11 protein-coding genes and 1 pseudogene are annotated in these 11,951 nt (G+C 73.6%); 5 read left to right on the top strand and 7 right to left on the bottom strand.

All coding sequences use genetic code 11. The features are described 5' to 3' along the window. From ACFQ3T_RS28785 to ACFQ3T_RS28770, 4 genes are all read right to left on the bottom strand, one after another. On the bottom strand, positions 1-1,107 hold a 1,107-nt coding region (locus tag ACFQ3T_RS28785), incomplete at its 3' end, for an AAA family ATPase (RefSeq protein ID WP_380727886.1). A gap of 31 nt (positions 1,108-1,138) precedes the next feature. Further along, a complete protein-coding gene (locus ACFQ3T_RS28780) occupies positions 1,139-1,870 on the bottom strand; it encodes a class I SAM-dependent methyltransferase (protein WP_380727884.1) in 732 nt (243 codons plus the stop codon). A 9-nt stretch (positions 1,871-1,879) separates the two neighbouring features. Then, positions 1,880-2,371 carry a hypothetical protein gene (locus tag ACFQ3T_RS28775; protein WP_380727882.1) on the bottom strand — a complete coding sequence of 164 codons (492 nt, stop codon included), beginning with the start codon at positions 2,369-2,371 and terminating at the stop codon, positions 1,880-1,882. A gap of 144 nt (positions 2,372-2,515) precedes the next feature. Continuing rightward, the gene (locus tag ACFQ3T_RS28770) at positions 2,516-3,142 is read right to left on the bottom strand and encodes a YbhB/YbcL family Raf kinase inhibitor-like protein (RefSeq protein ID WP_380727880.1); all 627 of its coding nucleotides are present in this window, start codon (positions 3,140-3,142) and stop codon (positions 2,516-2,518) included. Positions 3,143-3,307: 165 nt separating this feature from the next. Here ACFQ3T_RS28770 and ACFQ3T_RS28765 point away from each other — a divergent pair, with 165 nt between their 5' ends. Then, the gene (locus tag ACFQ3T_RS28765; protein WP_380727878.1) at positions 3,308-4,129 is read left to right on the top strand and encodes a bifunctional DNA primase/polymerase; all 822 of its coding nucleotides are present in this window, start codon (positions 3,308-3,310) and stop codon (positions 4,127-4,129) included. Positions 4,130-4,148: 19 nt separating this feature from the next. Here the strand turns inward: ACFQ3T_RS28765 and ligD are convergent, their stop codons facing one another. The 3 genes from ligD to ACFQ3T_RS28750 form a co-directional block, all read right to left on the bottom strand. After that, positions 4,149-5,090, bottom strand: coding sequence for a non-homologous end-joining DNA ligase (ligD, locus tag ACFQ3T_RS28760; protein ID WP_380727876.1), 942 nt, complete (start codon positions 5,088-5,090; stop codon positions 4,149-4,151). Between the two features lie 185 nt (positions 5,091-5,275). Next, positions 5,276-5,986: a carbon-nitrogen hydrolase family protein gene (locus ACFQ3T_RS28755; RefSeq protein ID WP_380727874.1), complete on the bottom strand. Its 711-nt coding sequence runs from the start codon at positions 5,984-5,986 to the stop codon at positions 5,276-5,278. Between the two features lie 9 nt (positions 5,987-5,995). Beyond that, positions 5,996-8,266, bottom strand: a complete 2,271-nt coding sequence (locus ACFQ3T_RS28750) for a rhamnogalacturonan lyase (RefSeq protein WP_380727872.1) — start codon at positions 8,264-8,266, stop codon at positions 5,996-5,998. Positions 8,267-8,445: 179 nt separating this feature from the next. Between ACFQ3T_RS28750 and ACFQ3T_RS28745 the strand changes: the two genes are divergently transcribed. From ACFQ3T_RS28745 to ACFQ3T_RS28730, 4 genes and pseudogenes are all read left to right on the top strand, one after another. After that, positions 8,446-9,732 carry an ABC transporter substrate-binding protein gene (locus ACFQ3T_RS28745; protein WP_380727869.1) on the top strand — a complete coding sequence of 429 codons (1,287 nt, stop codon included), beginning with the start codon at positions 8,446-8,448 and terminating at the stop codon, positions 9,730-9,732. A 2-nt stretch (positions 9,733-9,734) separates the two neighbouring features. Continuing rightward, complete coding sequence (locus ACFQ3T_RS28740; RefSeq protein WP_380727867.1) at positions 9,735-10,727, top strand: carbohydrate ABC transporter permease; 993 nt, start codon at positions 9,735-9,737, stop codon at positions 10,725-10,727. A gap of 5 nt (positions 10,728-10,732) precedes the next feature. After that, positions 10,733-11,584 carry a carbohydrate ABC transporter permease gene (locus tag ACFQ3T_RS28735; protein WP_380727865.1) on the top strand — a complete coding sequence of 284 codons (852 nt, stop codon included), beginning with the start codon at positions 10,733-10,735 and terminating at the stop codon, positions 11,582-11,584. 13 nt (positions 11,585-11,597) lie between these two features. Next, positions 11,598-11,951: pseudogene (locus ACFQ3T_RS28730) on the top strand (hypothetical protein); the annotation flags it as partial.

The following is an 11,951-nucleotide window of genomic DNA, read 5'->3' as shown; positions in this document are numbered from 1 at the left end:
CTGGGCGACGGCCGCGACGGCGTCACGCCGGGCGCGGTCGAGCAGGTCGAGTTCGCCCTTCGCGCGCGTGGCGGCCAGGCCGGCGCCCAGCTCGCGGGCCACCTCCACCCGCAGCTGGGAGTCGCCGAACAGGACGGGCTCGGGACCGCCGGCGCGGCGCAGGGCGTCACCGAGGACGTCGGCGGCGTTGCGGGTGCGGCTGGCCAGGAGCACCGAACGGCCCGCGGCGACGGCGTGCAGCGCGATCGCGGCCAGGGTGTGCGTCTTGCCGCTGCCGGGCGGTCCGCCGATGACGGTGACCGGCGCGGACCGGGCCGCCACCACGGCCGCCTGCTGGCTCGGGCTCAACGGCAGCGCCGCCCGGTCGCCCGTCACCGAACCGCCCGCCGCGACATCGTCCGCGGACGGGTCGGTGGGGGAGTAGAGGCCGGCCAGCGCCGTCTCCTCCACGCCCTGGGCCTTCGCCCACGTGTACAGCACCGCGCCGCGCTCCGTGCTGACCACCGGCTCACCCGCGTGCAGCCCGGCCCCCGCGACGACGACCAGGTCGTCCCCGCCGATCAGGCGGCGCGGGTCGTGCTCCGGGCCGAGCACCGGCACGTCGGCGAACCCGCTCGCGGTCAGCGCCGCGTCGATCCACTCGGCGGACCGGTCCAGCCGCGTCTCCAGCTCCGCCGCCTTCGCCCAGTCGGCGAGCAGCGGGAACACCGCCACGTCACCGGCGGCGTGGAACGTGTAGCGGCGGCCGCCCGCGTGGCGCAGCCGCACCGGCCGCGACACCAGCGGCAGGCACACCCGCCGGCGCTGCCCGTTCACCGTCGCCGGGCCGCACAGGAACGCCCACCCCAACCGCAGCAGCCGATCCTCCTCGTGCAGCGCGTCGAACGACGCCAGCCGCTCCACGGTGGCCCGCTGCTCCGGCCGGGCGGTCCACGACCGCGACGTCCACCCCGGCCGGCCCTCCTCAGCGGTGAGCGCCTGCCAGCCGGTCTCGTCCGCGCCGAGCCACACCAGACCGGCGGTCCTGGTCAGGTCCAGCTGCACCCGCTGCGGCTGTTCGGACGCGCTGAGACGGGCCAGCGTGCGCAGCACGGCGGGAACGGTCACGGGGAAATCCTGCCATCCCGCCCACCGGCGATCAGGCCCGTGCGGTGTAGACGGCGAAGCTCGGGCTGCGGCGCAGCGGACCCCAGAACGCCTCGCCGCGCCCGTCGTCGGGCACGACCGTGGGGTGCCGGGTGACGTCGTGCAGCCCCGCGCGGCCCAGGGCGGCCGCGAACGCGTCACCGGGCCAGAAGAACGAGTCGAAGTCGAACGGCGGATCGCCGTGCACCCGCACCACGACGGGCTGCCGCACGCCGGGCGGCCCGCTGCGGACCACGTCGTAGCCGTAGCGGCCGTAGTCGGCGAGCAGGTCCCAGTCCGCGTCCGGGTTCGGCGTCAGCACGGCGAGCGTGCCGCCGGGCACGAGGTTGGCCCGCAGGTTGCCGGTCATCCGGTCGAGCGCGGCCTCGTCCTCGGCGTACCCGAGCAGCCACACCGCGGTCACCACGTCGAACCCGCCGAGCACGGGCAACGCCGCCGCGTCGTGCCGGTGGTAGGCGATGCCCAGCGGCTCACGGGCCTCCACGGCCCGGGCGTGGGCGACCATCTCGGCCGCGGAGTCGACGCCCACCACGCGGTCCGCGCCCAGCCTGCGGAACTCGCGCGGGTAGAACCCGGTGCCGCACGCCACGTCCAGCACGGACCGCCCGCGCAGGTCGGGCAGCGCGGCCAGGAACGTGGCGCGTTCCGCCAGGCCCGTGGGGATGTGCTTGGTGCGTTCGTACAGCTCGCCGAGCGCGTCGTACTGCTCGTCCGATTCGGCCATCCGTCGACCCTAGGGCCGGCCGTAGAGGTGCGGGTACCCGGAACCGGCGAAGTGCTCGGCGAACGGGCGATCCGCCGCGGACAGCCGGATGAGCGCCCCGTCCCGCTCCAACGCCTGCTGGATGACCGCCAGGTGGCCGGGGTGCGCGCCGAGCGCCACGACGACCTCGGCGACGTGCTCCGCCTTCACCTGCTCGCCGATCGGGGCGAGGCACTCGCGCACGGCGAGCGCGTCGGCCTCCGCGACCCGGCGGCCCAGGCGCGCGTCGCCGGCGGGGGAGCGGGCGAGCGCGACGGCGAACCGGTCGACGACGACCTCGTCCCGCGCCGGGTCGCCGAACTCGGCCAGCAGCGCCAGCGACAGCATCTCGTACGCGGCGCGGACGCGTTCGGCGCCGATCGACCGCGGCGCGACGCGGAAGCCGCGCACCAGCCGTTCCGCCGTCGCCACCACGTCCCGCCGACGCACCACGCCGTCGGAGTTGGAGTCGAACAACCGCACCCGACGCGTGAGCCTTCCGACGAGGTTACCGTCGTCCGTGACGAACCCCGGGTTGTCCATGACGCCCCCCGCGTCGATGCTATCGGCGGCGGACGGTCATTTCATTGCCTGAACGGCTGAACACGCAAGGGTGACGTGACGGTGTCAGCGGCCGAACAAGCCGACCAGCGTGCCGTGCGCCAGCACCCGTCCCTTGACCGCGCCGCGCAGGTCGTCCCCGGTGACGCCCTCGCCCAGACCGAGTGGCCGGTCCACGGCGTACACGCGGAAGAAGTACCGGTGCGGCTCGTCGCCGACGGGCGGCCGCGGCCCGCCCCAGCCGACGTCGCCGTAGTCGTTGCGGCCGACCACCGCGCCCGACGGCACCGACCCCTCCTCGATCGCCGTCACGTCCGCCGGGATGCCCGTGACGACCCAGTGCGTGAACGTCCCGCCCGGCGCGTCCGGGTCCTCGCACAGCACCGCCACCTCCGCCGTGCCCGCCGGCACGTCCGACCACTCCAGCGGAGGCGACGTGTCACCGCCGTCGCGCGAGTACCGGTCGGGGATCATGGTGTGACCGCTGAACGCCGAGCTGCGCGCGTGCAGGCCGCCGTCGTCGGGGACGCCGCCCCCGCCACCCGCCGGACCCGCGGCGCGCTCGCCGAGCGCACCCGGCGGGTAGACGTGCCGGAGTTCGTCGTCGGCGCGCACGTCGGGCGCGCCCTGGTCGTCCTCGGCAAGCACGCCCGTGCGGCGCACGTCGTTGGAGTGGCTCCCCGGATCGGGCATGGTCGGCTCCCTTCCACTCGTCCGACCAGTGGCCTACCCACCTCCGCCGCGCGTACACCCGCCGGACCACCCCGGCGTCCTGTTGGCCCTGTGACCGCCGTCCGCGCCCCGGCACACTGGAGTCGGCGGCGCTTCCCCCGTTGCCCGACACGAGGGGGAACGAGCATGACCAGGTACCGGGCGGCCCTGGCCGCCGCCGCACGCGGCTGGCCCGTCGTGCCGCTGCGCCCGCACGCCAAGACGCCCGCCCTGCGTGGCTGGGACGACGCCGCCACCCTCGACCGCCGCCGCATCCGGCACTGGTGGTCCCGCCGGCCGTACAACGTCGGCATCTCGTGCGGCGCCGCCGGGCTGCTCGTCGTCGACCTCGACGTGCCGCACGGCCGCGAGGCGTTCGCCCGCCGCGCCTGGCAGCACGGCGCCGAAGACCCGCGCGACACGTACACGGTCGCCACGCCCAGCGGGGGAGAGCACCGCTACTTCCGCGCGCCCGACGTGCCGCTGGGCAACACGGTCGGCCGCATCGCGCCGCACGTCGACACCCGGGGCGTCGGCGGGTACGTCGTGGCGGCCGGTTCGCTGCTCGGCCACCACCGCTACCGGGTGGTGCGCGACGGCCCGGTCGCCGACGCCCCCGAGTGGCTGGTCGCCGCCCTCACCCCGCCGCCGCCCGACCACCCGCCGATCCCCGCGCAACGACCCTCGCCGCGCCGCGTCGCCGCCTACCGCGCGGCCGTCGTGGACGGCGAGGTGGAACGGGTCCGCGAAGCCCGCCCCGGCGGACGCGCGCACACCCTGTTCACCGCCGCGTGCCGGCTCGGCGAGCTGGTCGGCGCGGGCTGGCTGGACGAGGCAACCGTGACGTCACTGCTCCTCGCGGCCGCGTCGGCGCACGACGGCGTCGAGGGGTGGACCGCACGGGAAGCGGCGCGCCACGTCGAGAACGGCATCGCGGCAGGCCGTCGGCGGCCCCGCGTGCTGCGGTGAGACGTGCCGCGGTGAGACGTCACTCGGGCACGTCGAGCCCGTCCCGGTCCGCCCACTCCAGCAGCGGCTCCAGCGAGAACACCGCGTCGTCGATGCCCGCGTGCAGGTCGCCCAGCTCGGCGAACCGCGCGGGCACCGTCGCGATCGTGAAGTCACGCGGATCGAGCGCGTCGACCTCGTCCCACCGCACCGGCGTCGACACGGTCGCCTCCGGCACGCCCCGCACCGAGTACGCGGCCGCGATCGTGTGGTCACGCGCATTCTGGTTGTAGTCCACGAACAGGCTCCGGGGATCGCGGTCACGCCGCCACCACGCCGTCGTCACGTCGTCGGGCGCGCGCCGCTCCACCTCGTGCGCGAACGCCAACGCCGCCCGCCGCACGTCGGCGAAACCCCACTCCGGCTTGATCCGCACGTAGATGTGCATGCCGGCGCCACCCGACGTCTTCGGCCAGCCCACCGCGCCCAGCTCGTCCAGCACCTCGCGCGCCACGTGCGCCACCCGCCGCACGCGCGAGAACGGGCAGTCCGGCATCGGGTCCAGGTCGATGCGCCACTCGTCCGGCTTCTCCGTGTCGAACCGCCGCGAGTTCCACGGGTGGAACTCCACCGTCGACATCTGCACCGCCCACACCACGTCCGCCACGTCGGCCACGCACAGCTCGTCGGCGTGCCGGTTGTACCGGGGGAAGTGCACCCGCACCGTCCGCACCCACGGCGGCGCGCCCTGCGGCAGCCGCTTCTGGTGCACCTTCTCGCCCGACACCCCCGACGGGAAGCGGTGCATCATGCACGGCCGGTCCCGCAGCGCCCGGACGATCCCGTCGCCGACCGACAGGTAGTACCGGGCCAGGTCGAGCTTGGTCTCACCGCGTGCCGGGAAGTACACGCGATCGGGGTTGGAGATCCGCACGACGCGGTCCCCGACCTCCAGCTCCACGGAAGGCGACTTTCCGGCCATGCGGGCAACCTAACCCGGATCGCGCCGATCAGCGCGCCGCCGACCGCGGACCCGCGCCCGGACGGCACCGCGCCGCCCGAGGCCCTGGCGGCTCCGGCCTGGCCCCCGCCCCAACCCGGCTCGCTCAATCGCCCCACCCACCCGGCTCGGCCACCACGGCCCGGGCTCAGCGACCACGGACGGGCTCAGGCCTCCCGGCCCGGCTCGACCGCACGTCGTGCCGTCACCGCCGCGCGCACCACCTCGTCCACCCCGACACCGGCGCGGGCCACCACCTCACCCGACCGGTCCCACACCGCCGAACGGCCCGCCGCCTCCCCGTACCCCTCGCCCGTCGAGCCGGCGAAGCTCGCCACCGCCACCCACACCCCGTGCTCCACCGCGATCCGCCGGGCCCGCTCGTGCTGGAGCGCCGACTGCCACGCGTGGTCCAGCATGCCCGCCACGTAGACGTCCGCGCCCGCCGCCACGGTCGCCGCCGCGTGCCCCGGCCCCCGGACGTCCTTGCACACGGCCAAACCCAGCCGCACCCCGTCCACCTCGACCACCGCGGGCGCGTCGCCGGCCCGGAAGCACTCCGCCTCCGCGTCACCGAGCCACATCTTCCGGTACACCGGCCGCACCCCCGCGCCGGACACCTCCAGCACCCCGATGTGCGGCCCCTCCACCGGGGCGCCGGCCAACGCCACCGACCCCGTCTCCGCGCACGCCTCCACCAACGGCCCCAACCCGTCGAACGGCACCGGCGGCGCGTCGAGGTGGTACCCGGTCAACGACATCTCCGGGAACACCACCACCCGCGCCCCGGCCGCGCGCACCGCCTCCGCGTGCGCCACCACGTTGGCGGCGACGTCGTGAGGGGTGCAGCGCGGCTGGGCTACGGCGATCGTGATCACCCCACGACCCTAACGCGGCACCTTCGACCACTCCACGTCCGACGCGAGGTAGAAGCCGGTGTACGCGGGCTGGTTGTACGCCGTCTGCTGCCGCGCCACGTCCGCCCGGTACTGCGGGTCGTGCATCAGCGTGTACATCTTGTGCCCGGTGACCTCCGTGCTCACGTAGATCCGCAAGGCCGAGCTGTCCGCCTTGCGCACCACCAGCTCCTCGCGCCAGTCGCCCAGCACGTCGGCCACCAGCGACGGGTTGCCCTTGGTGCCGTTGTTCGTGCGCGTGCCCCCGGCCGTCAGCACCGTCCCGCGCCGCCAGTCCTTGATCGACGGCGTCACGTCGCCCGCCCCGTCCACGACCTGCGTGGTCAGGTCGGCCGCCCAGCGGATGCTCGCGTTCGTGCCGGGGATCGCCGCCGACAGGGGACGCCCGTCCGCCGACCACAGACCCACCGCGCCCGAACCGCCCGGCACCGACGCCCACGTCTCCAGACCGGGCTCGGCCGGCAGCACGTCACCGATCATGCCGCGCCCGGTGTCCCGCCCGGTGTACCCGCCGTAGACCACCTCGCCGGTGGCCGCGTCCCGCAACGTGTAGCCGTAAGGCGCCGACGTCCCGCCCTCGTGCACCATGTGGATCTCCAGACCCGGCCGGGCCGGGTCGATGTCGGTCACGTGCAACGCGTCACCGTGCCCGAGCCGCGCCACCGTGCCGGGGCTCGCGCTGCCCGGCGGCAGCACGCCCGCCGAGCTGTAGAGCAGCGTCCCGTCGTGGTCGACGGTCGACGCGCCGTACACGATCTCCTGCTTGCCGTCGCCGTCCACGTCCGCCGCGCTCAACGAGTGCGCGCCCTGCGTGGCCAGCGAGCCGTGCGTCGGCGACGTGCCGTCCCGGCCGTGCACGGGGAAGTTGAACGGGTTGCTCATCGGCACCCAGCCGCTGTCCACGAACCAGTCCTGCTTGAGCTTGCGGCCCGTCCACCGGTACGCCACCAGCGTGGTGCGCGTGTAGTAGCCGCGGGCGAACACCGCCGACGGGTTCTTGCCGTCCAGGTACGCCACGCCGGCCAGGAAGCGGTCCACCCGGTTGCCCGGCTCGATCCGCCCCAGCGCGTAGTCGCCCCACATGAGGCCGTCGTCGTGCCGACCCGGCTCGTACCGCACGGTCTCCAGCTCGCGACCCGACCCGCCGTCGAACACGGTCAGGTACTCCGGGCCGTCCACGATGAACCCGGCGAACGCCCGGAGGTTGTTGCGGGCGCTGCGACTCGGCGCGTACACGTCGACGAAGTGGTCCGCCAACGCCCTCGCGTCCACATCGGACAGCGGGTAGGCGTACCGGGGCGCGATGCCGAACGCCTGCTCCAACGTCGCGGGCCAGCGGCCGGCCACCACCTCGGGGTGCTCGTGCCAACCGCGGAACATCTCCACCACGTGCTGGTAGTAGCCCGCCGCGCTGAGCCGGTAGTCGTCGCTGTGCGCGTACCCGGCCCGCGCGTCCTCCTCCGGCATGGTCACGTACCGCTCGGACACCGCGTTGCCGTGCCGGTCGAACGACGTCACCCTGGTGCCGGGCGCGGTCTTCATCATCATCTCCGAGCGGCCGTCGCCGTCGAAGTCGTAGACGAGGAACTGGGTGTAGTGCGCGCCCGAGCGGATGTTCACGCCCAGGTCGACGCGGTGCAGCAGGGTGCCGTCGAACCGGTACGTGTCGACGTACGTCGGCCCGGTGTAGCCGACCTGCGACACGTCCTTCGAGTTGGACGGGTCCCACTTCACGACGTACTCGTACCGGCCGTCACCGTCCACGTCGCCGACGCTCACGTCGTTCGCCGAGTACGTGTACGCCTCGCCGGTCGGCGTGACGCCGTCCGCGGGCTTGCGCAGCGGCAGGTCGTACGACCCGCCCGCCCACGGCGACACGGCGTCGCTCAGCTCGCCCTCCCGGCCGCGCACGACCGGCGCCACCCGGTACTCCCGGCCGCCGGCGGGGTCGAGGTAGTTCGTGCTGTCGGTGACCGTGGCGATCTTCTCGCCGTCGCGGTAGACGGCGAACGCCGGGCCGGCCAGCCCGGTGCCGGTGTGGCCGGTGGCCTCGTGGCGCAGGAGCCGCCAGCTCAGGAACACCCCGCCGTCGGTCCGGGCGGCCACCAGGCCGCGGTCGAGGAGTTCCAGCCGCGGACCGCCGGGTGTCGTGCCGGTGGCCGGCGACGCCGAGGCGGGCGACAGGGACAGGACGAGCGTGAGCGCCGCCAGGACGGCGGACAGGGGTCGGACGCGGGTCATCGGCGGCCTCCAGGGTGCGCGACGGTGCGCGGGGCGTGATGACGCCACACAATGAACCGTTTCAACGCGGATGGCAAGACCCGGTGACGGCCGGGTTGCGCGGAGGAAACACGGGACTTGACGTCCGTGATGGGGCTCACCTACGTTGCTTGAACCGATTCAATCGAGAGGTGAGGGTGATGGGACGACTGTCTCGCCGCGGTGCGGCAGGCCTGCTGGTCGGGCTGTTGTCGCTGACCGCCGCGCTGTCCGGCTGCGGCAGCGATTCGGCCGACGGCCCGGTCACGCTGCGGTTCGTGTGGTGGGGCAACGAGGACCGCGCCAAGGTCACCAAGGCGGCGGTCGACGAGTTCCAGAAGCGCAACCCCGACATCAAGGTCGAGACGGAGTACAGCGGCTACGACGCGTACTTCCAGAAGCTGTCCACGCAGGTCGCGGGCGGCGCCGGCCCGGACCTGCTGCAGCTGGACCGGGCCACCATCGGCGAGTACGCGGGCCGCAAGGTGCTGGCGGACCTCGGCGAGCACGTCGGCAAGGGCCTGAAACTCGACAAGATCCCGGCGAACCTGCTGGAGGGCGGCAAGGTCGACGGCAGGCAGTACGCCGTCGCGGGCGGCGCCACCACCCAGATGCTGATCTTCGACCCGACGCACTTCGAGGCCGCGGGCGTGAAGGTGCCCACCGCGCCGGGCGAGAAGTGGACGTGGGCGGAGTTCACCGCGGCGATGGGCAAGGTCGGCGCGGCCGGCGCGGTGTCCGGCACGACCGACTTCGGCTGGGCCATCGACTGGTTCGAGGTGTGGCTCGACCAGCACGGCAAGTCGCTGTACACCCCGGACGGCAAGCTCGGCTTCACCGCCGACGAGCTCGCCGAGTACTGGGAGATGATCGGCGCGATGCGCCCCGGCAAGGGCGTCTCGCCCGCCGAGGTCACCACGAAGATGGACGGCTCGGTGCAGAACTCGGGCATCGTCACCAAGCAGGCGGCCTCGGAGATCGGCTACGACTCCGCCGTCACCGGCTACTTCGGCGCGTTCGGCCCGAACCTGAAGGTCGCGCCGCTGCCCAGCGACGTGGCCAGGAGCGGCATGGCCGCGATGCCGCCGGTGTCGTTCGCCGTGTCGCAGCGGTCCAAGCACAAGGACGCGGCGGTCAAGCTCCTCGACTTCCTCCTCAACGACCCCGAGGCGGGCAAGCTGCTCGGCGCGTCGCGCGGCGTGCCGCCGAACGAGGAGGTCCGCGCGCAGGTGTGCGCGACCGCCGAGGGCGGCAGCAAGGCCGTGTGCGACTACGAGGCGGCGCAGCAGGACAAGATCGGCCCCGCGTTCGGCGCCTGGCCCACCGGCTCGTCCGCGATCAAGCGCGACTTCCAGCGCACCTACGACGACGTCATCTTCAACCGGGTCAGCGTCGCCGACGCGGCCAAGCGCGTCGTCCAGGACGCCGAGCAGTCGTTGGGGTCCTGACGATGACCCGGTCCGTGATCGCCGGCACGCCCGGCGTCGCCGAAACCCCGGGCGTCAGCCCGCCTGGGGCCGCCGGCCCTCCCGCGAAGGCTCCCGCCGATGGTGGGCGCCGCCGGCGGGGCCAGGGCGTGGCGTACCTGTTCCTGTCGCCGTGGATCGTCGGCGCGGTGCTGCTGACCATCGGCCCGATGGCGGCGTCGCTGTACCTGTCGTTCACCGACTACGACCTGTTCTCGGCGCCCACGTGGGTCGGCGTCGACAACTACGTGACCATGTTCGCCGGCGACGAGCGGTTCTGGCACGCCGCCTGGGTCACCACCAAGTACGTGCTGATCTCCGTGCCGCTGAAGCTCGGCCTGGCGCTCGCCGTCGCGATGCTGCTCAACCGGCCGCGCCGGGGCGTCGGCCTGTACCGGTCGGCGTTCTACGCGCCGTCGCTGCTGGGCGCGAGCGTCAGCGTCGCGCTGGCGTGGCGGGCGCTGTTCTCCACCGACGGCACGGTGGACCGGCTGCTCGGCGGCGTCGGCATCGACACCGGCGGCTGGGTCGACCAGCCCCAGTACGCGCTGCTCACGCTCGTGGCGCTGGCCGCGTGGCAGTTCGGCGCGCCCATGGTGATCTTCCTGGCCGGCCTGAAGCAGGTGCCGCGCGAGCTGTACGAGGCGGCGGCGATCGACGGCGCGGGACCGGCGCGCCGGTTCCTCAGCGTCACGCTGCCCATGCTGTCGCCGGTGATCCTGTTCAACCTGGTGCTGGAGACCATCCACGCGTTCCAGGCGTTCACCGGCGCGTTCGTGGTGAGCAGCGGGCGCGGCGGGCCGAGCGACTCGACCCTGCTCTACCCGCTGTACCTGTACCAGCGGGGGTTCACCGACTTCCGGATGGGTTACGCCTCGGCGATGGCCTGGGTGCTGCTCGCCGTGGTCGCGATCCTGACCGCGCTGGTGTTCCGCAGCGCCCGGCGCTGGGTGTTCTACGCAGGGGAGGACCGTTGAGCGCGGTGACGTCGCCCGGGACCGCGGTGCGGCCCCGGAAGGTGCTGTGGCACGTCCTGGTCGCCGGGGTGCTGCTGGTGCTGCTGTACCCGGTGATCTGGCTGGTCTCCACGTCGTTCAAGCCCGCGACGGAGGTGATCTCCACCCTCGCGCTGCTGCCGCGGGAGCCCACCGGCGGCAACTACGCCGAGGTGTTCGACGGCGTCGGCGGGTACGGTGTGCTGCACTACTTCGGGAACTCGCTGCTGATCTCGGTGGGCGCGGTGGTCGGGAACGTGGTGTCGTGCTCGCTGGCCGCCTACGCGTTCGGCCGGCTGCACTTCCGGGGCCGCGGCCCGCTGTTCGGGTTCATGATGCTGACGATCATGCTGCCCCACCACGTGGTGCTCATCCCGCAGTACGTGATCTTCCAGCAGATGGGCATGGTGAACACGTTCTGGCCTCTGGTGCTGCCGAAGTTCCTGGCCACCGACGCGTTCTTCATCTTCCTGATGGTGCAGTTCATCCGGTCGCTGCCGCGCGAGCTGGACGAGGCCGCGACGCTGGACGGCTGCGGACCGGTCGGCGTGTTCCGGCACGTCATCCTGCCGCTGCTGCGGCCCGCGCTGCTCACCACCGCGATCTTCACGTTCATCTGGACGTGGAACGACTTCTTCAGCCAGCTGATCTACCTCAACGACCCGGAGAAGTTCACCCTGCCGCTGGCGCTGCAGCTGTTCATCGACCAGGCCACCCAGTCCGCCTTCGGGCCGATGTTCGCCATGTCGGTGCTCGCGCTGCTGCCCATCGGCCTGTTCTTCCTCGCGTTCCAGCGGTTCCTGGTCGACGGTGTGGCCACGTCCGGGCTGAAGGGATGAGGTGCGGCAGGTGATGAGCACGTGGACGCGGCCCTTGGCCCTGTTGGCCGAGGTGCTGCTGATCGGGGTGCTGGTGAGCGTCGCGGCGCTGCCGGTGCTGACCGCCGTGCCCGCCTTCGCGGCCGGCGCGGTGCTGCTGCGGGAACTGGTGGACGACGGCCGCACGCCGACCGTCCGCCGGTTCGCCGCCCTGCTGGGACAGGTGGTGCGAGACCCCGTCGCTGTCGGCGCGCCCCTGGCCGTCCTCGCGGTCGCCGGGCTGGACCTGCTGGCGCTGCTCGGCGAGCTGCCGGGTGCGACCGTCCTCGGCCCGGTGATCGGGACGGCGCTGGTCGCCGGCGCGCTGGTGCTGCTGCGCACGGCCGCC

The sequence above is a fragment of the Saccharothrix hoggarensis genome, assembly GCF_042678885.1.
Lineage (GTDB): Bacteria > Actinomycetota > Actinomycetes > Mycobacteriales > Pseudonocardiaceae > Actinosynnema > Actinosynnema hoggarensis.
The sequence above is the reverse complement of the archived record's forward strand: the minus strand, read 5'-3'. Positions and strand labels throughout refer to the sequence as shown.